The sequence below is a fragment of the Mycolicibacter longobardus genome (genome assembly GCF_002102265.1).
In the GTDB taxonomy this organism is placed as follows: Bacteria; Actinomycetota; Actinomycetes; order Mycobacteriales; family Mycobacteriaceae; genus Mycobacterium; species Mycobacterium longobardum.
In genome coordinates this window covers 41,336-63,678 of the sequence record NZ_LQPG01000018.1, presented here as the reverse complement: position 1 = coordinate 63,678, position 22,343 = coordinate 41,336, and the positions used below count along the sequence as shown (strand labels likewise).

The 22,343-nt window shown below is 66.8% G+C and carries 21 protein-coding genes; 9 read left to right on the top strand and 12 right to left on the bottom strand.

Annotated features, from left to right (window positions below):
* Positions 1-37: 37 nt before the first annotated feature.
* The 4 genes from AWC16_RS10140 to AWC16_RS10125 all read right to left on the bottom strand — a co-directional run bounded on the left by AWC16_RS10140 (position 38) and on the right by AWC16_RS10125 (position 3,078).
* On the bottom strand, positions 38-880 hold the full coding sequence (locus tag AWC16_RS10140; RefSeq protein ID WP_047320555.1) for an MlaE family ABC transporter permease: 843 nt from the start codon (positions 878-880) through the stop codon (positions 38-40).
* Positions 877-1,641 (bottom strand): MlaE family ABC transporter permease, encoded by a 765-nt coding sequence (locus AWC16_RS10135; protein ID WP_046286802.1) that lies wholly within the window; start codon positions 1,639-1,641, stop codon positions 877-879. Before AWC16_RS10135 ends, AWC16_RS10140 begins: the two co-directional genes overlap by 4 nt.
* A 241-nt stretch (positions 1,642-1,882) precedes the next feature.
* A complete protein-coding gene (locus AWC16_RS10130) occupies positions 1,883-2,803 on the bottom strand; it encodes a 3-oxoacyl-ACP reductase (RefSeq protein ID WP_085264624.1) in 921 nt (306 codons plus the stop codon).
* Positions 2,804-2,883: 80 nt separating this feature from the next.
* Positions 2,884-3,078 carry a ferredoxin gene (locus AWC16_RS10125; protein WP_024442226.1) on the bottom strand — a complete coding sequence of 65 codons (195 nt, stop codon included), beginning with the start codon at positions 3,076-3,078 and terminating at the stop codon, positions 2,884-2,886.
* A 193-nt stretch (positions 3,079-3,271) separates the two neighbouring features.
* On the opposite strand from AWC16_RS10125, the gene AWC16_RS10120 reads away from it, so the two are divergent.
* Positions 3,272-4,450 (top strand): acyl-CoA dehydrogenase family protein, encoded by a 1,179-nt coding sequence (locus tag AWC16_RS10120; RefSeq protein WP_046286804.1) that lies wholly within the window; start codon positions 3,272-3,274, stop codon positions 4,448-4,450.
* A 33-nt stretch (positions 4,451-4,483) separates the two neighbouring features.
* Positions 4,484-5,581: an acyl-CoA dehydrogenase family protein gene (locus tag AWC16_RS10115; RefSeq protein ID WP_046286805.1), complete on the top strand. Its 1,098-nt coding sequence runs from the start codon at positions 4,484-4,486 to the stop codon at positions 5,579-5,581.
* An 18-nt stretch (positions 5,582-5,599) separates the two neighbouring features.
* Here the strand turns inward: AWC16_RS10115 and AWC16_RS10110 are convergent, their stop codons facing one another.
* The gene (locus AWC16_RS10110) at positions 5,600-6,073 is read right to left on the bottom strand and encodes a nuclear transport factor 2 family protein (RefSeq protein WP_085264623.1); all 474 of its coding nucleotides are present in this window, start codon (positions 6,071-6,073) and stop codon (positions 5,600-5,602) included.
* A 29-nt stretch (positions 6,074-6,102) separates the two neighbouring features.
* Between AWC16_RS10110 and fadD17 the strand changes: the two genes are divergently transcribed.
* On the top strand, positions 6,103-7,617 hold the full coding sequence (gene fadD17 / locus AWC16_RS10105) for a long-chain-fatty-acid--CoA ligase FadD17 (RefSeq protein WP_085264622.1): 1,515 nt from the start codon (positions 6,103-6,105) through the stop codon (positions 7,615-7,617).
* A 494-nt stretch (positions 7,618-8,111) separates the two neighbouring features.
* Here fadD17 and AWC16_RS10100 read toward each other — a convergent pair whose 3' ends face one another.
* Complete coding sequence (locus AWC16_RS10100; RefSeq protein WP_207572296.1) at positions 8,112-8,825, bottom strand: hypothetical protein; 714 nt, start codon at positions 8,823-8,825, stop codon at positions 8,112-8,114.
* 106 nt (positions 8,826-8,931) lie between these two features.
* On the bottom strand, positions 8,932-9,732 hold the full coding sequence (locus AWC16_RS10095; protein WP_085264621.1) for a hypothetical protein: 801 nt from the start codon (positions 9,730-9,732) through the stop codon (positions 8,932-8,934).
* Between the two features lie 585 nt (positions 9,733-10,317).
* Between AWC16_RS10095 and AWC16_RS10090 the strand changes: the two genes are divergently transcribed.
* Together AWC16_RS10090 and AWC16_RS10085 are read left to right on the top strand one after the other, a co-directional pair.
* A complete protein-coding gene (locus tag AWC16_RS10090) occupies positions 10,318-11,118 on the top strand; it encodes a serine hydrolase (RefSeq protein WP_234812204.1) in 801 nt (266 codons plus the stop codon).
* Positions 11,119-11,160: 42 nt separating this feature from the next.
* A complete protein-coding gene (locus AWC16_RS10085) occupies positions 11,161-12,714 on the top strand; it encodes a succinic semialdehyde dehydrogenase (protein ID WP_085264620.1) in 1,554 nt (517 codons plus the stop codon).
* A gap of 3 nt (positions 12,715-12,717) precedes the next feature.
* On the opposite strand, the gene AWC16_RS10080 is transcribed toward AWC16_RS10085, so the two are convergent.
* The gene (locus tag AWC16_RS10080; protein ID WP_085264619.1) at positions 12,718-14,127 is read right to left on the bottom strand and encodes a WS/DGAT/MGAT family O-acyltransferase; all 1,410 of its coding nucleotides are present in this window, start codon (positions 14,125-14,127) and stop codon (positions 12,718-12,720) included.
* A 100-nt stretch (positions 14,128-14,227) separates the two neighbouring features.
* Here AWC16_RS10080 and AWC16_RS10075 point away from each other — a divergent pair, with 100 nt between their 5' ends.
* Positions 14,228-15,091 (top strand): alpha/beta hydrolase, encoded by an 864-nt coding sequence (locus AWC16_RS10075; RefSeq protein WP_133055930.1) that lies wholly within the window; start codon positions 14,228-14,230, stop codon positions 15,089-15,091.
* Positions 15,092-15,114: 23 nt separating this feature from the next.
* Here AWC16_RS10075 and AWC16_RS10070 read toward each other — a convergent pair whose 3' ends face one another.
* Complete coding sequence (locus AWC16_RS10070; protein ID WP_207572295.1) at positions 15,115-16,779, bottom strand: acyl-CoA synthetase; 1,665 nt, start codon at positions 16,777-16,779, stop codon at positions 15,115-15,117.
* A gap of 60 nt (positions 16,780-16,839) precedes the next feature.
* On the opposite strand from AWC16_RS10070, the gene AWC16_RS10065 reads away from it, so the two are divergent.
* Both AWC16_RS10065 and AWC16_RS10060 read left to right on the top strand, forming a co-directional pair.
* Positions 16,840-17,640 (top strand): crotonase/enoyl-CoA hydratase family protein, encoded by an 801-nt coding sequence (locus tag AWC16_RS10065; protein ID WP_085264616.1) that lies wholly within the window; start codon positions 16,840-16,842, stop codon positions 17,638-17,640.
* Complete coding sequence (locus AWC16_RS10060; protein ID WP_085264615.1) at positions 17,640-18,614, top strand: NAD-dependent epimerase/dehydratase family protein; 975 nt, start codon at positions 17,640-17,642, stop codon at positions 18,612-18,614. The genes AWC16_RS10065 and AWC16_RS10060 overlap by 1 nt, the downstream gene beginning before the upstream one ends.
* A 96-nt stretch (positions 18,615-18,710) precedes the next feature.
* Here AWC16_RS10060 and AWC16_RS10055 read toward each other — a convergent pair whose 3' ends face one another.
* Complete coding sequence (locus tag AWC16_RS10055) at positions 18,711-19,943, bottom strand: cytochrome P450 (protein WP_085264738.1); 1,233 nt, start codon at positions 19,941-19,943, stop codon at positions 18,711-18,713.
* Positions 19,944-19,971: 28 nt separating this feature from the next.
* Here AWC16_RS10055 and AWC16_RS10050 point away from each other — a divergent pair, with 28 nt between their 5' ends.
* Entirely contained in the window at positions 19,972-20,754 is a 783-nt protein-coding gene (locus AWC16_RS10050; RefSeq protein WP_109561357.1) for an acetoacetate decarboxylase family protein, read from the top strand.
* Here the strand turns inward: AWC16_RS10050 and AWC16_RS10045 are convergent.
* Complete coding sequence (locus tag AWC16_RS10045; RefSeq protein ID WP_085264613.1) at positions 20,751-21,149, bottom strand: hypothetical protein; 399 nt, start codon at positions 21,147-21,149, stop codon at positions 20,751-20,753. The two genes, AWC16_RS10050 and AWC16_RS10045, sit on opposite strands and share 4 nt — an antisense overlap.
* 32 nt (positions 21,150-21,181) lie before the next feature.
* On the bottom strand, positions 21,182-21,955 hold the full coding sequence (locus tag AWC16_RS25065) for a DUF5631 domain-containing protein (RefSeq protein WP_234812203.1): 774 nt from the start codon (positions 21,953-21,955) through the stop codon (positions 21,182-21,184).
* Between the last annotated feature and the right edge of the window lie 388 nt (positions 21,956-22,343).

Here is a 22,343-nt window from a genome sequence, read left to right as displayed (position 1 = left end):
GGTACGCGTCGATCCCGTTTGCACCTGTATTCCCTTGCTAGCCCGAGAGGTTGAAGTTGCCAGAGCCGCCGTAGACGGCAAGTGAAACGAACAGCGTAATGACGACCACCACGACCAACGACGTCCGCACGGCTTGACCGACCGCGATGCCTACCCCGACGGGGCCGCCGGCCGCGTTGAAGCCGTAGTTGGTGTGCACCAGCATCACCGCGACCGACATGATGATCGCCTGCAGGAAGGACCACAGTAGGTCGGTGGGGATCAGGAAGGTGTCGAAGTAGTGGTCATAGAGGCCCGGTGACTGCGAGTTGATGAACACCGTGGTGGACCGGGCGGCGAAGAAGGCGGCCAGCACCGACAGTGAGTACAGCGGGATGATCGCGATCAGGCCCGCCACCAGCCGAGTGGACACCAGATAGGACACCGCATGGACCGCCATCGACTCGACGGCGTCGATCTCCTCGGCGACACGCATGGCGCCGAGCTGGGCGGTGGTGCCGGCCCCGATGGTGGCGGCCAGCGCGATCCCCGCGACCACCGGCGCAACGATCCGCACGTTGAGGAACGCCGACAGGAAGCCGGTCAGCGCCTCGATGCCGATGTTGCCCAGCGAAGAGAAGCCCTGGACGGCGATAACTCCACCGGAGGCCAGGGTGAGGAAGGTGGCCACCCCGACCGTGCCGCCGATGATGGCCAGCGCGCCGGTACCCATGGTGATCTCGGCGATCAGCCGGACGGTTTCCTTGCGGTACCGGGTCAGCGCGTTGGGGACGTACCGGATCGATTCGGCGTAGAACAGGGCCTGCTCGCCGAAGGTGTCGACGGCCTTGGGCACCCCGCGGAACATCCGCCGGAACCGCAATGTGGCGTCGTAGCTCATTTGACCAACACCCGGACGCTGATCGCGGTCATGACGACGTTGATGACGAACAGACAAATAAAGGCGTAGACGACGGTCTCGTTGACCGCGTTGCCCACGCCCTGGGGGCCGCCCTTGGCGGTAAGCCCGCGGTAACAGCCGATCAGACCGGCCGCCGTGCCGAACAGCAGCGCCTTGATCTCGGCCATCACCAGCTCGCCGAGCCCGGTGAGGACGGTGAGCCCGTTGATGAAGGCCCCTGGGTTGACACCCTGCAGAAAGACTGAGAACACATAGCCGCCGACCAGGCCGATCGCACACACCAGGCCGTTGAGCAGCAACGCGACGAACGTCGACGCCAGGGCTCGCGGCACCACCAGGCGCTGAATCGGGTCGATGCCGAGCACCCGCATCGCGTCGATCTCTTCGCGGATGGTTCGGGCGCCCAGGTCTGCGCAGATGGCGGTCGCGCCTGCGCCGGCGACCACGAGCACGGTCACCACCGGGCCCAGCTGGGTGATGGTGCCGAACGCGGTTCCGGCGCCGGACAGGTCGGCAGCACCGATCTCGCGCAACAGGATATTGAGGGTGAACGCCACCAGCACGGTGAACGGGATCGCGACCAACACCGTTGGCAGCAGCGACACCCGGGCGATCATCCAGGTCTGGTCGAGGAATTCGCGGTACTGGAACGGCCGGCGGAACATCGCCCGGAACGTCTCCAGGGACATCTCTACGAAACCGCCCACGGCCCGAGCCGGAACCGTGAGTTGTTCGATCAAGACGCGTCCTTCCCTCAGGTCGAGCTAGCAGGGGCATCGGTGGTCGCAAAACTGTATCCGGCAACCTCGCGCGAACGGCGTCATCCGTGCAATTCAGACGCCGCCCCACGTGAGCCGGATCATATTAACTAGAACACGTTCTCAGTGTCAAAGAACACGTTTCAGCGAGATTCCTGAGATATCCGCCCTGGTCACAACACATTGTGACCTACGCCTCGCTGTAACGCGTTCTAATTTTGTTCTAATCGCCGGACATCAGTTCGGACGCGGAGAAAGTCCGGGCCGGGTCCCGGCCGGCGAAGTAATTCGCCAGCGTGTCCGACAGCCCGGCCGGGTCCCAAGCCTGCCCATCGGCGCTGAACTTACGTTCCACCGTCGGCGCGGCCATCAGGGTTACCTCAGGTCCGTAGACCACGAAAACCTGACCGCTGACAGCAGCCGAGGCCGGGGATGCCAAGAACCGGACCAACGTCACCACGTGCTCGGGCGACAGCGGGTCGATCTCGCCCTCACCGACCTTGGCCTCACCGAACACATCGGCGGTCATCGCGGTGCGGGCCCGCGGGCAGATGGCATTGGCGGACACGCCGTAGCGGCTCAGCGCCCGGCTGGCCGACAGCGTCAGCGCGGTGATTCCCGCCTTGGCCGCTCCATAGTTGGCCTGTCCGACCGGGCCCATCAGGCCGGCCTCCGACGAGGTGTTGATGATGCGGCCGTACACGGCGTTTTCGCCGCCCTCTGTGCCACTCTTGGCCTTCTGCCGCCAGTAAGCGGCCGCGTTGCGGGTCAACAGGAAGTGTCCACGAAGGTGGACCGCGATCACGGCGTCGAAGTCGTCGTCGGACATGTTGAACAACATCCGGTCGCGGGTGATCCCGGCATTGTTGACGACGATGTTCAGCCCGCCCAGGCCGTCGGCGGTGCTGACGAGTTCGTCGGCGGTGGACCGCTGACTGATGTCGCCGGCCGCCGGCACACCCTTGCCGCCGGCCGCGGCGATCTCGTCGATGACGTCGGAGGACTCCAGCGCCGGCGCGATGTCGTTGACGACCACCGTCGCCCCGGAGCGGGCCAACCCGATCGCCTCTGCTCGGCCCAGGCCGGCGGCCGCGCCGGTCACCACTGCGACCTTGCCGGTCAGGTCGATCGTGTTGTCAGTCATTTACGCCGCTCCTTATGCATCACCGGCGCACTCGTCGTCACCGGCGGTTATGAATACCTCTAGTCGTTGCCCGTGGGAGGCTAGTCGTCGACGCGGCGCAGCGCGGCCCGCGGGCACTCGGCGATGGCCTGCTCGGCGTGGGCTTCCCGGTCGGCCGGGACGGGGGCGAGCTTGACCTCTGCCTGCTCGTCATCGTTCAGATCGAACAGGTCGGGGTCGATTCCGACGCAAATCGCGTTGCCCTCGCAACGATCCAGATCTACCTCAACTCGCATGACATTCTCCTGTAAAAGCCCTGCGCCGACCGAGCGTTTCCGGCCGTCGTCATCCACTAGTGTCACCATACGATCCGACAGCTTCCCCACACGAGCCGCTAGGGCCGTTGGACCCCGGGACTAGAACGTGTTACAACGGGCTGTCGAACCAGAATCTTATCGTGACACCGATCACCAGCGAAGGACTCCCCCGATGCAGATCAGCTACACGCCGGCCCAAGAAGAGCTGCGCAGCGAACTGAGGTCCTACTTCACCACGCTGATGACGCCGGAGCGTCGTGAGGCCCTCAGCTCGACCCAGGGCGAGTACGGCACGGGCAACGTTTACCGGGAGACCGTGGCCCAGATGGGCAAGGACGGCTGGCTGACGCTGAGCTGGCCGAAGGAGTACGGCGGCCAGGCGCGTTCGCCGATGGAACAGCTGATCTTCACCGACGAGGCCGCGATCGCCGGCGCCCCGGTGCCGTTCCTGACCATCAACAGCGTCGCCCCGACGATCATGGCGTTCGGCACCGAAGAGCAGAAGAAGTTCTTCCTGCCCAAGATCGCCGCCGGCGAGCTGCACTTCGCGATCGGCTACTCGGAGCCGGGCGCAGGCACCGACCTGGCCTCGCTGCGTACCACCGCGGTCCGTGACGGCGACGACTACGTGATCAACGGCCAGAAGATGTGGACGTCGCTGATCGCCTACGCCGACTACGTGTGGCTGGCGGCCCGGACCAACCCGGAGGCCAAGAAGCACCGCGGGATCTCGATGCTGATCGTGCCGACCACCGCCGAGGGCTTCTCCTGGACCCCGGTGCACACCATGGCCGGCCCGGACACCAGCGCTACCTACTACCAGGACGTGCGGGTGCCGGTGACCAGCCTGGTCGGCGAGGAGCACGCGGGCTGGAAGCTGGTGACCAACCAGCTCAACCACGAGCGCGTTGCCCTGGTCTCGGCGCAGCCGATCCTCCTGGCCCTCGAAGAGGTCCGCGAGTGGGCGCAGAACACCAAGGATGCTCACGGCAACCGGATCATCGACTCGCAGTGGGTGCAGCTCAACCTGGCCCGGGTGCTGGCCAAGGCCGAAGTGCTCAAGCTGATCAACTGGGAGCTGGCCTCCACTGACAAGGCCGCCCCGTCTCCGGCGGACGCCTCGGCGGCGAAGGTGTTCGGCACCGAGCTGGCCACCGAGGCCTACCGCCTGCTCATGGAGGTGCTCGGCACCGCCGCCACGGTGCGCCAGGACTCTCCCGGCGCACTGCTGCGCGGTCGGGTGGAGCGGATGCATCGGGCCTGCCTGATCCTGACCTTCGGCGGCGGCACCAACGAGGTGCAGCGCGACATCATCGGCATGGTCGCCCTGGGCCTGCCCCGGAACCGCTGACCACACACCCAAGGACTTTGGAGGCAAGGACTCATGGACTTCACCACTACCGAAGCATCTGACGACCTTTCGGGTCTGGTCGGCACCATCGTGGACGCGGTGTGCACACCGGAGCGTCAGCGTGAGCTCGACGCGTTGGAGCAGCGCTTCGACACCGAGCTGTGGCGCAAGCTGATCGACGCGGACGTCGTGTCCAGCGCGGCGAGCGAGACGCTGGGCGGCGGCGGGTTCGGCGTGCTGGAGCAGACGGCGATTCTGACCGCTCTCGGCCGCCAGCTAGCCGCGGTGCCCTACCTCGAGTCGGTGGTGCTGGCCGCCGAGACGCTGGCCAAGTTCGGCTCGGCCGAGCTGCAGCAGGCCTGGGGTGCCCCTGCCGCGGCCGGCGAGAAGATCCTCACCATCGCCCTCGACGGCGAGATGGGCGAAGGCCCGGTTCGGGCTGCCGCCGCTGGTGATGGCTTCCGCCTCACCGGTACTCGCACCCAGGTCGGTTTCGCTTCGGTGGCTGACGCGTTCCTGGTGGCTGCCGAAACCGATTCGGGCGCAGCGGTGTTCCTGGTCGCAGCCTCCGACCCCGGCGTGACGGTGACGTCGCTGGCCACCACCGGACGGGGCAGCGTGGGTCACCTGGAGCTCTCCGGGGTCGAGGTGGAGGCCGGCCGCCTGGTCGGTGGCGCCGACGTGCTCGACCACCTGGTCAGCGTGGCGGCCCTGGGCCACAGCGCCTACCAGCTGGGAGTGTTGGAGCGCGGCCTGGCCATGACCGCCGAATACGCCCGCGAGCGTGAGCAGTTCGACAAGCCGATCGGCAGCTTCCAGGCGGTGTCGCAGCGGCTGGCCGACGGCTACATCGACGTCAAGGGCCTGCGCCTGACGCTGACCCAGGCGGCGTGGCGGGTCAGCGAAGGTCTGCCGGCGACCACCCAGGTGGCCACCGCCGCATTCTGGGCGGCCGAGGCCGGCCACCGGGTGGCGCACAGCATCGTTCACATCCACGGCGGAGTCGGTATCGACATCGACCACCCGATCCACCGCTACTTCCTGGCCGCCAAGCAGACCGAGTTCGCGCTTGGCGGCGCCACCGGACAGCTGCTGGCGATCGGCCGCGAACTGGCCGAAACGCCGGCGTAGTCGGCTGAGCCGGACGGCTCAACGGTTCAGCGCATCCCCGAACGTCACCTTGAACCCCGGCAGGTCAGTCAGGGCCACGGTGGCGTCATAGGTCCGGTCGTATCCGGTGTGGCTCAGCTTCCAGCCGTCGTCGGTACGGCGGTAGGTGTCGTGATAGAAACCTGCCCCTATCAGCATGAGGTTGACGTCGGGCACGATCACTCGATCCTGCAGGTACCAGATGCCGGTGGCGGTGTCCGGGCCGGTGAGGGTGATCTCGGGGTGGTTGACCCGGTGCTCAGTGATGACGTTGCCGGGAAGCGAGTTCCGCATGAACTCCACCAGCGAGTCACGGTCGGCGAAGGTGTGCTTGCTGCCCATCGACTGGCCGTAGGCGGCGGTGACGTCCTCGGCCAGCGTGGCCGCGAAGTCATCCCAGTGCTTGGTGTCCAGCGCCCGAAGGTAGCGGTACTTGACCTGCTTGATGGCTTCTACGGCCTCGAAATCAGTCACCGCCCTATTGCAGCACTAACCTGACCACCATGTCAGCACCGACCCTCGTCGACGAACAGTCCACCGTCACAGCACTGCTGGCGCGGGTGGCCGAGGTGGACGACCGCGGTGTCTTCTATGAGGACACCTTCGTCAGCTGGCGCGACCACATCGCGGCGGGCGCCCGGTTGGGTGCCGCGCTGACGGCACGGCTCGACCCGGACAAGCCGCCGCACGTCGGTGTGCTGCTGGGCAATACCCCGTTCTTCTCGACGGTGCTGGTGGCAGCCGCACTGACCGGCATCGTGCCGGTGGGATTGAACCCCACCCGTCGGGGCGAGGCCCTGCTACGCGACGTGGCCCACGCCGACTGCCAGCTGGTGCTGACCGACAACACCGCCGACGTCGATGTTCCCGGTGCCGTTGATGTCGAATCTTCTTCGTGGGCTTTGGAATTGGCCGGCTACACCGGTGCTCAGGTGACGTTCCGCGACGCCGATCCCGACGACCTGTTCATGCTGATCTTCACCTCGGGCACCAGCGGCGACCCCAAGGCGGTGCGCTGCACGCAGTGGAAGGCGGCCTTCCCCGGGGTGATGCTCTCGCAGCGATTCGGGCTGGGGCCAGCGGATGTCTGCTATCTGTCTATGCCACTGTTCCACTCCAACGCGGTCATGGCGGGCTGGTCGGTTGCGGTAGCCGCGGGTGCGTCGATCGCGTTGCGGCGCAAGTTCTCCGCATCCGGGTTCATTCCCGATGTGCGCCGCTTCGGCGCCACCTACGCCAACTACGTGGGCAAGCCCCTGTCGTATGTGCTGGCCACCCCGCCGCAGCCCGACGATGCCGACAACCCGCTGCGGATCCTGTACGGCAACGAGGGCGCGCCGCGGGATGTCGGCCAGTTCGCGGACAGGTTCGGCTGCACCGTGATCGACGCCTTCGGCTCCACCGAGGGCGGGGTGGCGATCGGGCGTACCCCGGACACCCCGGCCGGTGCGCTGGGACCGCTGGTCGACGGGAACGCGATCATCGACGTCGACACCGGCGAACAGTGCCCGCCGGGCGTGGTGGGCGAGCTGGTGAATCTGAATGGGCGCGGCCAATTCCGCGGCTACTACCACGATCCCGAGGCCGAGGCGCAACGGATGGCCGGCGGGATCTACCACTCCGGCGACCTGGCCTACCGCGACGAGGCCGGCTACGCCTACTTCGCCGGCCGGTTGGGTGATTGGATGCGGGTGGACGGCGAGAACCTGGGCACCGCGCCGATCGAGCGGATCCTGCTGCGGCACAATGCCGTCGCCCAAGTCGCCGTCTATCCCATCCCGGACCCCGCGGTGGGCGATCAGGTGATGGCCGCGCTGGTGTTGTCCCGCGGGGCATCGTTCGACCCGGATGCTTTCCGCGCTTTCCTGGCCGAGCAGCCCGACCTGGGCCCCAAGCAGTGGCCGTCCTATGTGCGGGTATCCGCTGAGCTGCCGCGCACCGAGACGTTCAAGGTGCTCAAGCGGGTGTTGTCCGCCGAGGGTGTGGAGTGTGCCGATCCGGTGTTCCGGATCGGTTAGGAAGGCGGTAGATCGTCGGGCTGCGGTGGCGTAGGTGGTGGTGACGGCCAATCCGGGGGCAGCTCTTCGGGTTCTCGCGGATCGTTGATCCAGCGACAATACGGGCTCGCACTCGGGCTTGCCTTTGAGCAAGAACAGCGTGTCGCGCATCCGGTTTCGCCACTTGCGATCCTCGATCTCACGTTTTCGAGCCGCGAAACGTTCGTTGGCGGCACACCGGGCACGGTTGTCGCGGCGGGCCCGCGCCACCTTGGCGGCACGTTGAGAAGCGCGGCTCCGGCAGCGGACGCTGGGCGGCGACGCTCAGCGCGTCGGCAAGTTCGGGGATCACATCCACACTGCCGGGTCTCGTCTCAAAGTCACCCCGGTCGGACTAGTCCAGACTACGGTTCCGTCGGGCAGTTGTCGATCAGATCACCTGCCAAACGTCTTCATTCGGTGATAGTCAAGGGTTAGCTGAAAGACGTTCTCGGCTCGCGCCATCCCCCACCCGCTTATGGGCGATCGACTACAACCTGGCGGATCTGGGTGGTGTTGTCGATGTACATGCCGAGATCAGGATTGATCAGTTTCGCAAGGTCGACGATGTCGCCTAGGCGGGCGAGAAGGTTCACTCCGAGCAGAGGTTCATGGTGGGCGACCCGGTTGCGGACGGTATGCAGACGGAAGATGCGGCTGTCGACATCGCGCGAGCGATCCGTGCCTGTAGGAAACGCATGGTGGAGGTACGGCACCCAGAGGTGTTTCTCATGACGTTTGATCGAGAGGTAACGCCAGAATCCGAGACTCAGCTCTGCAACAACCTTGCCCGGCTGGGCAGTGGAGCCACCGGCGTCCTGACGGGCCTTCACCAGCAGGGCGCGAGGCGTCGCGTTGACGTCGACCTTCGCCTTCGGGTTCGCCGTGCCCTTGCCGCCACGGGTACTGGGCTGCGGCGGGAAAACTCCAATCGGATCTTCGGTCCAGTCGGCGGGTCCAGGCCAGTGGGCTCGCAGAGCGGTGTCGTATGCGTTGCGCAATCCAATCTCAAGGTGGCACAAGTCCTGCTGAATAGCGGACGCCGCACGAATGTTCCATTCGTAGAGCGCCAGTGCCTTTGGCCGTGATCCATTGGCCGCCGCGAGGTAAGTGGCAAGCCGGGCGGCGCTTAGCCAGTCCTCCACCCACTGACCATCACAGCCAGGAAGAATTGGCGTGAATGCGGTCATCACTTGTCCCCGCAGCCCGGCAGGGCGTACAGTTGTTGACGAACAGCCCCGGATGACCGCTGACTTCGGTTACGTCCCCGGGGCTTCTTAGTGCTCAGGCTGGTACTCACGCCGAAACACCGCCTTCGACGACTGTCAGCGACGGTCGGGCCGCTTTCTTGGGCTGCCGCCCGAACGGCGGGTGCAGTGTGTAGTGGTATTCCTGCGTCATCATCGTTGGCCCCAACGGAGTCGGCCGCAGACGCGTGCGCCGGTGAATCAAACCCACTTCTTGCAGGTGCCGCAATCCCCGCTGTGCGGTCTCCGTGCTGATGCCATACCAGTCCTTGGCGCGTTCGGTAGGCAACACAAAGTCCGGTTTCAGGGTCGAACTAATCAACAGCATCGCCTTGGCATTCAGGGGTAATGATCGGTACCAGGCCTGCTCAGCAGTCCAGTACTCGAACGGGAGCGTGAAGAACCGCTCGTCGCGCGATTTGCCGTCCGGCGAGGTGTAGACCTGGCCGGAACCATCCTCGCGCAGCGCTGTGAACACTGCGATCCGCCCCGACCGGCCACGCTCGACGAGTTGGTACTTCGTGTCCAGCCGTCTCCATGTCTTCGAGATCACTGCCGCGCCGCCATCAGAGTCGGTATGCACGCCCAGCGTTCGTGCCCATACGCTCGACCGGAGTGGCCGACTCGTCCACGGCTCACTGGAGACCAGCGCACGGTGCAGGAGGTACAGGTCGAGAGCGCCTTCGTCGTGACCGCGCACCATCGCCGCCAGTGGCCCGGGGATTGGGTGCTTCTGGTCGCCGCTCTGAACGAAGGTGTTGCGAATGTTCACGCGTTGAGATGGACGCTTGGCGGCGTCCAGAAGCGCTGCAACAGTTTCCCGCTGCTCCTCGCTGGGCTTGCTCTTCATAACGCCCATTGTGGCTCTTCTAGCATCAATCTGGCAAGCTTACCAGCAGAATAATCTTGTCGTTCCAGACTGATCTATCGTAGTTCGTCGAAGATCAATTCAGAGTCATATCGAAGCTCCATCGCAATGCCACCCCTGGATTGTTGACACGGCTTCTGACTGCAGCACGTCGCTTGGCCTGACCGTTGGTCTCCTCGCGTCCGAATCCCGACTCGTTGGTCGTCCGTGGCCTTGGAGATTCAGAACGGCTACCCAGCCGGCCCGTGGCCTGAAACCAAGTATGGCGACACCACCGAACCCGGGGCACATCACCACTCTGGACCTACCGGGGCGGTTCAGACCAACCCCGCGGCCACCCAGCGCCAGATCCAGGCGCTAACCACACGGCTTCACAAAATGGCCACCAGCAAGTCCCAACCCGCTACCAGGCCCGAGTCCCCAAGCACACACAATCACCTGAGGCCACCATGCCCCCTTCGCGCGCATCTCGACGTGAGGCAACACGTGACGTGAGGCAACACGTACTGACAAGTCACGCGGTGTGGCCACCACCGTTTTGGCCTCCCGGCGGACAATACTGAGTCAATGCCTGCCGTCCGCCGAGTGCTTGTCGCGGCCTTGGCCGCTCTGCTGTCCGTGGTCTCCCCCGTTTCGCCAGCCTCCCCCGCCGCTGCAGAGCCCCTACAGGCGAGCTTTGCGCAGCTGGCCAACACCATCCCGGCCAACGTCGGCATCGCCTATGCCCCGGTCGGCCAGAATCAGGTGGGCACGCTCGGTTCCCTGCAGCACGGAGTGGCCTGGTCGACCATCAAGGTGCCGCTGGCGATCGCGGCGATCCACGCCAACCGCCCGAACGCGCAGGAGCTGGCCGCCAAGGCCGTCACTGCATCCGACAACGACGCCGCCGAGCAGTTGTGGGCCTCGCTCGGGCCGGCGCCCCAGGCCGCCCAGCAGGTGCAGGCCGTCTTGCGGGCCGGCGGCGACACCGGCACCGCGGTCGAATCCCGGCGGCTCCGGCCCGAGTTCAGCGCGTTCGGGCAGACCCAGTGGCCGCTGGCCCGCCAGGCCGTGTTCGCCGCGCACCTGCCGTGTATGCCCGCTGCCACACCGGTCGTGACCCTGATGCGCAACACCGTCCCCGACCAGCGCTGGGGACTGGCCACCATCGGTGCCCCGACCAAAGGCGGCTGGGGACCCGGCGTGGGCGGCGGGTATCTGGTGCGGCAGTTCGGCATCGTCGGCACTCCGCGGGGTGATCTTGCGGTGGCACTGGCCGCCGAACCCAAGGACGGCAGCTTCGAGTCCGGGATCGCCGCGCTCAACCAGATGACCGAGTGGCTCAAAGCCAATGCCGCCGAGCTACCGGGCGGCCACTGCGCGGGGTAGGTTTGCGGCTAACCACTTGTTACCCGCGAGTAGGAGAAAGCCATGCCCGCCCCGTCCCCCGCAGACTTCGACCGGCTGCGCCAGCTGGTCGCCATCGACGATGTCGATTCCCGGCAGTCCCGGACCATCGACGAGGTCTTCACCGGTAAACCGCTGACCACCATCCCGGTCGGCAACGCCGACGACGTCACGGCGGCAGTCGACAAGGCCCGCGCGGCCCAGGCCGGGTGGGCGGCGCGCAGCGTCAAGGAGCGCTGCGCGATCATCGAGCGCTACCGCGACCTGGTGATCAGCAACCGGGACTTCCTGATGGACGTCGCCCAGGCCGAGACCGGCAAGGCGCGCTCGGCGGCCCAGGAGGAGATCCTCGACATCATGCTCAACGCGCGTTACTACGCGCGCCAAGCCACCAAGCTGCTGTCGTCCAAGCGGGTACCGGGCTTGCTGCCCGGCATCGTCAAGACCGTCATCAACCACCACCCCAAGGGCGTCGTGGGCGTCATCGCGCCGTGGAATTACCCGATGACACTGTCGATTTCGGACGCCATCCCCGCACTGCTGGCCGGCAACGCGGTCGTGGTCAAGCCGGACAGCCAGACCCCCTACTGCACGCTGGCCAACGCCGAGCTGCTGTATCAGGCCGGCTTGCCGCGTGAGGTGTTCGCGGTGGTGCCCGGCCCGGGATCGGTGGTCGGCACCGCGATCGTGCAGCAGTGCGACTACCTGATGTTCACCGGCTCCAGCGCCACCGGCCGCACCCTGGCCGAACAGTGCGGCGCCCGTCTGATCGGCTTCTCCGCGGAACTGGGCGGCAAGAACCCGATGATCGTCACCAAGGGCGCCAACCTGTCCGAGGTCGCCAAGGCCGCCACCCGCGCCTGCTTCTCCAACGCCGGGCAGTTGTGTATCTCGATCGAGCGGATCTACGTCGAGCGCGAGGTCGCCGACGAGTTCGCCGCGAAGTTCGCCGAGCAGGTGCGCGCCATGAAGCTGTCCAGCGCCTACGACTTCTCCGCCGACATGGGCAGCCTGATCTCCGAGGACCAGATCAAGACCATCTCCAACCACGTCGATGACGCGAAGGCCAAGGGCGCCAAGGTTATCGCCGGAGGGAATGCCCGTCCGGACATCGGGCCGCTGTTCTACGAGCCGACGGTGCTGACCGACGTCACCGATGAGATGGAGTGCGGACGTAATGAGACGTTCGGCCCGGTGGTCTCGATCTACCCCGTCGACAGCGTCGAAGAGGCCATCGCACGCGCCAATGACACCGAATACGGGCTCAACGCCAGCGTGTGGGCGGCGAGCAAGTCCCAGGGTGAGGCGATTGCCGCCCGGATCAAGTCCGGCACCGTCAACGTCGACGAGGGCTACGCGCTGGCCTTCGGCAGCACCGCCGCGCCGATGGGCGGCATGAAGGCCTCCGGCGTGGGGCGGCGCCACGGGCCCGACGGGATCCTCAAATACACCGAGTCGCAGACGGTCTCCACCGCCCGGATCCTGAACCTGGACCCGCCGCTGGGGATCTCGACTCCGCGGTGGCAGAAGCTCCTGACCCCGATGATCCGCATGGTGCAGGCGCTGCCGGGCCGGTAGCGCTCAGCGCCGACCGGTCCGGTTCTTCCCCCGGTCGATATCGCGCTCCAGCTCGGCCAGCGCCGGCTCGATCGCGTCGGCCATCTTGTGGATGTCCTCTGCGATCTCCGGTGTGGTGACGAACCCGAAGTCGAGGTGGTCGCGGTAGGAGAAACAGGTGATGTTCAGCGCCACGTCCATGACCGGCGGGCCGAGCGGCACCAGTGACTCCAGTTCCGCCCCGGCCATGTAGATCGGAATCGGCGGGCCGGGAACATTGGAGACCACGAGGTTGATCGGCGCCAGCCGATTCGACAACCCGGTCGCGGTGTAGGCACGGGCGGCGAGCTGCAACAGGCCGGGCGGGGTCGTATCGGTGAGCCCCATGATCTGGTGCGCCGACAGCGCCTTGGCCATCTGCTTGGCGCTCTGGGTGCTGCCGTGAATCGTCTTGAGCCGCTGGGCCGGTGACTCGATATCGGTGGCCAGCGACGCCGTCATCGAACTCACCTTGTTGCCGACCTCGCCCTGGCTCTCCTCGGTACGGGTCGACACCGGAATCTGAGCGACAAGCGGCTTGGTCGGCAGCTCCCCGCGCTCCTTCAGATACTCCCGGACGGCGCCGGCGACCATGGCGAGCACGACATCGTTGAGCTTCACGCCGTAGGCGTCCTTGACGGCCTTGATCCGCGCCAGTTCGACCCGGGTGGCGCTGATCCGCCGGTGCGGCGTCACGCTGGCGTTGAACCGGGTCACCGGGGCGTCGAAGTAGCGCGGCGGCTTACGCGCCAGCCCGACGGTGGCGATCTGCTGGCGGACGGTCTGTTGCAGCAGTCGGCCGATGCGGAACGGCGTCTTCACCGCGACGTTGACCAACTCCTCGACGGCACGCCGCTCGAAGCTGGGCATACTGGACCCGGTCAGTGACCCGATGGCCTCCGGGTCCGGCGGGCGTGGTTCCGGGGTGACGTCCAGCATGATCTCGAACAGTCCCGCACCGGACACCCCGTCGACGATCGCGTGATGCATCTTGGTCAGGGTGGCGACCCGGCCGCCGTTGACTCCTTCGATCACCCACATCTCCCACAGCGGGCGTGATCGGTCCAGCTTGTAGGACATCAGCCGCCCCACCAGCTCTTCGACTTCGCGACGTCCGCCCGGGGCGGGAACGCCGATGCGCCGCAGATGGAAGTCGATGTCGAGGTTCTCGTCCTCCACGAACCACGGCCGGTCCAGCCCCAGCGGGGCAGGGCTGACCCGCCAGCGCAGCTGCGGCAGTTGGGGTAATCGCTCGATCAGGAGTTGGCGCACCCGCTCGAAGCTGTAGTTCGGCGCATTGGTGGTGTCACAGATCGCAAGCCCGCCGATGTGCATGTGCCAGCCCGCCGTTTCGGCCGACCAGAACGCCGCGTCGACGCCCGAAAGTCGCTGCATCGACCGAGACTAGCCCGGACGGCGGATCGTCGGGCGCGGCTTGCCGTTAAAACCCGTGAATCTCATCACCGTGCCGAACTTCGTGGTCATAATTCGGGCCATGACCCGCCAGCTCGCCGATGTCAGCTTCTCTTCCGGTGGCATACGTTGTGCCGGCTGGCTATACCGCCCGACCGATGTCGACGGCGACGTTCCGTGCGTGGTGATGGCCCACGGCTTCGGCCTGACCCGCCGAGACGGCCTGGCCCAGTACGCCGACGCGCTGGCCCGAGCCGGCACCGCTGTGCTGGTTTACGACCATCGCTTCATGGGCGACTCCGAAGGTGAACCTCGCCAACGCATCCGGATGTCCGATCAACTCCGTGACCGGATGGCGGCGATCGCGTTCGCGCGCACGCTCGATGGCATCGACCCGGATCGGATCATCGTGTGGGGCTACTCGTTGAGCGGCGGAAATGCGATACACGCCGCGGCGGCCGATCAGCGGCTGGCCGGCGCGATTCTGCTCTGCCCGTTCGCCGATGGCCGGTGGCGGATGCTGCGCGAGACGCGCCAGCATCCCGGCAACGCCACCTGGGTTGTCGGGCGGGCGCTGCGGGACGCGCCGGTTCCGGTGGCCGCCGAACCGAGTGGACGCGCGGCACTGACCTACCCCGGCGAGCTGGCCGGGTTCCGTGCGACCGCGGCGCCCGGCTGGCGCAACGAAGTGCGGTCCGGGGTGGCCTTCCCCATGCTGGTCTATCGTCCGGTCACCCAGGCTCGAAAGATCAGCTGCCCGACACTGATTCAGGCCGGCAGTCGCGACATCACGGTGTCCGCCCGGGCGATCGATCAGCTCGCGCAGCGGGTGCCCGGCGCGGTGCTGAAGCGGTACGACATCGACCACTTCGAACCGTTCCACGGCGAGCACATGGCCGGGGTCATCTCCGACCAGGTGGCCTGGCTGGGCAGCCTCGGCCGCTAGGACCGCGCATTCCCGTTGTGGCCCTAGGACGTAGAAGTCCCCACGTGCTTGGCGTGCACCTCGTCGGCGGGACGGGCTTCGGTCTGCTCCTTGGCCCAGCGGTAGTCGGGCTTGCCGGCCGGGGAGCGCTTGACCTCGTCGACGAACCACAGGCTGCGAGGCACCTTGTAACCGGCGATCTCGGTGCGCGCGCAGGCGTTGATCTCCTCCAGTGACGGCCGGGCGTCCCCGCGCGCCTGCACCACCGCGGCGACGTGCTGGCCGTAGCGCGGGTCGGGCACCCCGACCACCAGGGCGTCGAAAACCTCGGGGTGGGTCTTGAGGGCGGCCTCTACCTCCTCGGGGTAGATCTTCTCCCCGCCGGAGTTGATCGACACCGAACCGCGGCCCAGCATGGTGACGGTGCCGTCGGCCTCGACCTGCGCGAAATCGCCGGGGATGGCATAGCGGACCCCGTTGATGGTGCGGAAGGTCTCGGCGGTCTTCTTCTCGTCCTTGTAGTAGCCGACCGGGATGTGGCCGCGCTTGGCGATGATGCCCCGCACGCGGGAGCCGGGCTGGACCTCGTTGCCGTCCTCGTCGAGCACCACGGTGGTCTTGTCGATGGTGACCCGCGGCCCGCCGGTGTGCGCTTCGCCCTTGGCGACGATGCTGGTGCCGCCGAAGCCGGTCTCCGAGGATCCGATGGAGTCGGTGATGATCCGGTTGGGCAGCAGCTCCAGCAGCCGTTCCTTGATGCTGGGGCTGAACAGCGCCGCGGTGGACGCCAGCAGGAACAGTGACGACAGGTCGTACTCGTTGCCGGCATCCTGATGGGCCAGCAGGGCATCCAGCAGCGGTCGCGCCATCGCGTCCCCGGTGAAGAACAGTAGGTTGACCTTGTGGTCGTGGATGGTGCGCCACACCTGGTCGGCGTCGAACTCCGGCGCCAGCACCACGGTCTGGCCGCTGAACAGCGACATCCAGGTCGCCGACTGGGTGGCGCCGTGGATCATCGGCGGGATCGGGTGGCGGACCATCGGGGGGTTGGCGGCGGCCTGCTTGGCCAGGTCGTACTCGTCGGCGATCGGCTCGCCGGTGGCGAAGTCGGTACCGCCGAACAGTACCCGGTAGATGTCCTCGTGGCGCCACATCACGCCCTTGGGGAAGCCGGTGGTGCCGCCGGTGTAGAGCAGGTAGATATCGTCGGCGCTACGCGGTCCGAAGTCGCGCTCCGGCGAGCCCTGCGCCAGTGCCTCCTCGAATTCCACCCCGCCGTAGCGCTGGTAGTCCAGATCGGACCCGTCCTCGACCACCAGGATGGTCTTGAGGTTCGGAGTGTCGGGCAGCACGTTGGCGACCCTCTCGCTGTACTGGCGCTCGTGCACCAGAGCGACCATGTCCGAGTTGTCGAACAGGTAGCGCAGCTCACCCTCGACGTAGCGGAAGTTGACGTTGACCAGGATGGCGCCGGCCTTGATGATGCCGAGCATCGCGACGACGATCTCGTTGCGGTTGCGGCAGTACAGGCCGACCTTGTCGTCCTTCTTGATGCCCTGGCTGATCAGGTAATGGGCCAGCCGGTTGGCCTTCTCCTCCAGCTGGGCGTAGGTCAGCTGTTCGTCGCCACAGATCAGGGCAACCCGATCCGGTACGGCGTCGATGGCGTGTTCGGCTAAGTCGGCGATGTTGAGAGCCACAACACACAAACTAGAACGTGTTACATTTCGATTTCAAGTCGAGGACCCAACCCGGAAAGGCGGACGCCGGTGAGCGAGTCGTCAGAACAGCCCCACGCCCTCATTGAGCAGCGCGGACACACCCTGATCCTGACCCTGAACCGGCCGGAGGCCCGCAACGCCCTGTCCGGCGAGATGCTGGCGATCATGGTCGAGGCCTGGGACCGGGTGGACACCGACGACGAGATCCGCTCGTGCATCCTGACCGGCGCCGGCGGTTACTTCTGCGCGGGCATGGACCTCAAGGCGGCCAACAAGAAGGCGCCCGGCGACTCGTTCGCCGACGGCAGCTACGACCCTTCGCGCATCGACGGCCTGCTCAAGGGCCGCCGGCTCACCAAGCCGCTGATCGCGGCGGTGGAGGGTCCCGCCATTGCCGGGGGCACCGAGATCCTGCAGGGCACCGACATCCGCATCGCCGGCCAGAGCGCCAAGTTCGGGATCTCCGAGGCCAAGTGGAGCCTGTACCCGATGGGCGGCTCCGCGGTCCGGCTGGCCCGCCAGATTCCGTACACCATGGCCTGCGACCTGCTGTTCACCGGTCGGCACATCACCGCCGCGGAGGCCCTGGACATGGGCCTGATCGGCCACGTGGTTCCGGACGGCCAAGCCCTGACCAAGGCGCTGGAGATCGCCGAGCAGATCAACAACAACGGGCCGCTGGCGGTGCAGGCGATGCTGCGCACCATCCACGAGACCGAGGGCCTGCACGAGAACGACGCCTTCAAGATCGACACCAAGATCGGCATCAAGGTGTTCTTGAGCGAGGACGCCAAGGAAGGCCCCCGGGCATTCGCCGAGAAGCGCAAGCCCGAATTCAAGAACCGCTGATGCGGGTCGCCGTCACCGGCGGCACCGGCTACCTCGGCGCCCATACCGTCAAGGCATTGCTGGACGCCGGACATTCGGTGCGACTCCTGGTCGCCCCGGGCTGCGGCACTGAGCCGGTCATCGGCCGGCTGCGCGAGTTGGGTTCCCTGGAGGTGCTCGACGGCGACATCCGCGACAGCGCGGTGGTTGCGGCGCTGCTGGACGGCTGCGACTCGGTGCTGCACGCCGCCGGGGTGGTGGGGACCAACGACCGCCAGGAAAAGTTGATGTGGGACATCAACGCCTACGCCACCGAGGCGATCCTGACCCGGGCGGTAGACGCCGGTCTGGACCCGGTGGTGTCGGTCAGCAGCTACAGCGCGTTGTTCCCGCCGCCCAACGGCATCATCGGCCCGGACTCGCCCACCGTGCCCGGGCGCAGCGCGTACGCCCGCACCAAGGCCTACGGCGATCGAGTGGCTCGCCGACTGCAGGAAGCGGGTGCGCCCGTCGTGGTCACCTATCCGTCCAGCGTGGTGGGGCCGGCGTTTCACACCGCGCCCGGCGTCACCGAACGGGGCTGGGCGACGATCGCGCGGTACCGGGTGGCGCCGGTGGTGCGCGGCGGCATGGCGATGGTGGACGTCCGCGACATCGGCCGAGTGCACGAGGCGCTGATGCGTCCCGGCCGCGGCCCACACCGCTACATATGCGGCGGGATCCTGGTCGGCTTCGACGAGATGATCGACGCGGTGGAGCAGGGCCTGGGCAAGCGAGTGCGACGGATCCGGGTTGCCCCCAGCGTTTTCCGGGGTATCGGCCGGGTCAGCGATCTGGTGAGCAAGTTCGTCGCACTGCCCGAGAGCCTGAGCTACGAGGCGGCGTGGCTGTTGACCACGCCCACCCCGACCGACGACTCCACCACCCTGGGCGAGCTGGGCCTGCAGTGGAGCTCACCGACCGCGGCGATCATCGAGTCGCTGCGGGTCGGCTAGCTTCGGCCCGCTCGGCCCTCCCCCTCCTCGCCGAACGTGTACTGAGACCGAGAATCCGGCGAATTTTTCGGGCTCAGTACACGCTGGGCGCGAAACTTAGCCCTCAAGCACCGGGGCCGTCGGAGTGAACACCACCGGCATCGCCTCCAGGCCACTGACGAAGTTGGCCGGGCGCAGCGGCAACGGTTCCCCGGAGGCCAGCCGCAGATCAGGCAGCCGCTGCAACACCCGCTGCGTCATCAGCCGCAGCTCCAGGCGGGCCAGCTGGTTGCCCAGGCAGAAATGCGTGCCGAAGCCGAATGCCAGGTGACTGTTGGGGTCTCTGGTGACGTCGAAGCGCTCTGGGCCGTCGAACACCGACTCGTCGAAGTTGGCCGACTCGAACATCAGCAGTATCTTCTCGCCCTCGCGCAGCTGCGTTCCGTAGAACTCAGCGTCGCGGGTCAGGGTGCGACACATGTTCTTCACCGGCGAGGTCCAGCGCAGCATCTCCTCAATGGCGACGGGCACCCGGTCCGGCTCGCGCTGCAGCAGATCCCACTGGTCCGGGTGGTGCAGCAGCTGCGCCGTGCCCCCGGACAGGGTGTGCCGGGTGGTCTCATCGCCACCGATCAGGATCAGCAGTGTTTCCATGATGATCTCGTCGTCGCTCATCCGCTGCCCGTCGACTTCCGCGTTGACCAGGACGGAGAACAGGTCATCGGTGGGCTCGGCCCGACGTTTCGTGATGATGTCCCTGGTGAATTCGGTCCAGCCGGCGAACGCCGCCATGACCGCCTGAGCCGTCGCCGACTCCGGGTCCAGGTGAGAGCTCTGACCAGTTACCAGATCATCGGACCACTTCAAAAGCATGCCGCGCTGTTCGGGCAGCACCCCGAGCATGTCGCCGATCACCGCCATCGGCAGCGGGGCGGCGATGTCGCGGACGAAATCGCATTCGCCGCGCTCACATACCGCGTCGATCAGGGTGTCGCACAGCGTCTCGATGGACGGTAGCTGGGCGTGCACCCGCTTGCGGGTGAATCCGGCGTTGACCAGTTTGCGGCGCAGCAGGTGTTCGGGGTCGTCCATGTCGATCATGTGCGGCAACGCGGGTGAATCCGGACGGATGCCGCCGGTGGACGAGAACAGTTCGGGGTCACGTTCGGCGTCGATCACCGCCTGGTAAGTCGACGCCGCAGCCAGGCCATTGCGGTCTCGGAACACCGGCTCGTATGCGCGCATCCACTGGTAGACGGCGCGCGCACCGCCGTCGGCATAGAAATTGCCGTCAGTCAGATCGACATCCGGCTTGGTGGTCGGTTTCGCATCGGCCATTACCTCGGTCATCGCCATCCTTCGGATTACAGTGGGCGTCATGGCTCTTTCACAGCACACCATCGCTGGAACTGTGCTTACCATGCCGGTCCGGATCCGTCACGCGGATGTGCATTCCGCGATGTTCTCGGTTGCGGCCGACGCCGCACAGGCGATGATCGACTACAGCGGCCTGCAGGTCTTCCAGCACCGGCCGGGGCAGGCCGCGGTCAACCTGATGCTGGCCCGCTACATCGACGGCGATCTGGGTGAGTATCACGAATTCGGCACCGCGGTAATGATCAACCCACCGAGTTCATGCGGCGGTTCCAGCTTCGCCTCTCCTCCGTCGAGCCTCGCTAAACCGCCGGGCACCGAGGCGCGCGGCTGGCGTGCACTGGGCTCCGCCGGCGCATTCATCCACCACCTGCCGGTCGACCAGGCGTTCACCCTCGAGGCCGGACGCACCATCTGGGGGTTCCCGAAGATCATGGCGGACTTCACCGTTCGCGACGGCCGGCAGTTGGGTTTCGATGTGGCCGCCGACGGCCAACACATCGTCACTATGGAGTTCGGACGCGGACTGCCGGTGCCGGGCCTGTTCACATCCCGGCCACGGACACTCAAGGCGTTCAGTCACCTCGACGGTGTCACCCGGGAGATTCCTTGGGAGATGCGGGTTTCCAGGGTCCGCGGGTCGATGGGCGGTACGACGCTGCGGCTGGGCACCCACCCGTATGCCCGCGAGCTGGCCGCACTGGGCCTGCCGAAGCGGCCAATGATGTCCTCGACGGTGGGTCACGTCGAGATGACGTTCGGCGATCCCGATGTGGTGAGCAGCTAGCGGAGCTTGTCTTTGGGGATCGGCGGCGGGGGTGCGGGTTCGGCAATATTGAAACCTTGCGCGGCAAGCCATTTAGAGGCGTCCTCGCGGCTTTCGGCAGCGTCGAGAAGCTGCTGGATGACACCGACGATCTTTGCGACAGCCGCCCGGCTGGCCCCGGCTGCGTCACTATTGACGCGGTCCTTGACCGCATTCAACTGGTTAATTTTGGCTGCGTCCGACAGAGCGGAGGCCGCTGCCGCGTTGCAAGCCTGATCCCCGGCCTCGCAGATTTCAGTGAGCCTGGCGCGCAGGTGGGTGACCGCGGCGGCAGCTGTCGTCCAAGCTTGTTTCTTTACGCCTGGATCGATGTGCGCCAGCGCATCGGATTCCAGCAGCTGGTTCAGTCCGGCCATAGCCGCACCGCACGGCGAGCCATCAGGTGCGCTCATACAGCGTGCCCGACCGCTGAGACTGCCTGGCGCCACGCGAGGTGGTAGCGGGCGAGCTCTTCGCTCCCGTCGATCAGGGCGTCGATGGCCGCTAACAGCATCCAGTCGGCCACATCCCGGGGAGCGTGCTGGGGATAGGCTGACAGTACCCGCGCCTGCGTCTCGGTGACTACCTGCCGGAACAGTGCGATTTCGTTGTCGGCGACGCCGGATCTGCGGGCCATGGCACGTGCCACGGTCTGCACGATGCGCGGCAAGCGCGCGTTGGATCCGGTGACGTCGATAAGCGTGGGACCCAGTTCATCGAGGTGCTGGCCATAGCGGGCGCGCTCCCCGCTGCCGGGAATCGGATCGTTCGGACCGGCGTCGGTGATGTAGGTGTTGGGTTGGTGGGCAGCGGCCGCGACCACCGCCCCGAGCAGATCAACCGCAGTGGTGTCGCGGCGACGGTGCGCCGGATCCAGCAGGGTGACCCCGGGTGGAAGTTTGACGGTGGGCGGAATCCAGCCCCCAGCCAGGTCGGTGACCAGCACGGTGGTGGTCTCGTCATCGCGAAGCCCGGCCGCCCAGGCGAGGTTGGGTGCCTGGCGGGCTACCGCGTCAACCTTGCGCTGCAAATCCTGCTGTTCAGCCAGTCGCCGGGCGGCCGTGCCGGCCCCGGCCCCGGCAGTGCCCCCGGCCCCCATATTGCCGGCCACCGACGCACCCGACTGCCCTCCGATACCGGGGGCTGGCTTACCCGGGACCGGACGGTCACCGGTGGAAGCCACCGTGGCTCCGCCCGAAGTCGGTGTCGTAGGGCTGCCAGGCGATGGCGGTGAGGGCGGACCAGCAGGCCCAGCAGGGCTCACGGGCGTGGCCGGGACGGCTCCACCCGCCGGGCGCAGGTCGGCCCCATAGCCGGGCAACGGACCCGAGGGGACTGCCGGGCCGGCGCTGATCGGAGCCGACGGCACCGACGCCGGGCCGGCTGACACCGTTGGGGCTACCGGCGTCGCCGGTGTCGGCGTCGTCCCGCCAGCGGCTGAGGCGGCAGCCGTCGCATCAGAGCTCGGGCCGGCCAGATGGGCCAAGTTGCCGAGCATCCCACCGGCCATCGGCGTCACCGACGGCGACGGCGGAACGTTCGGTCCGCCCGACTGGCCGAAACCAGACGAG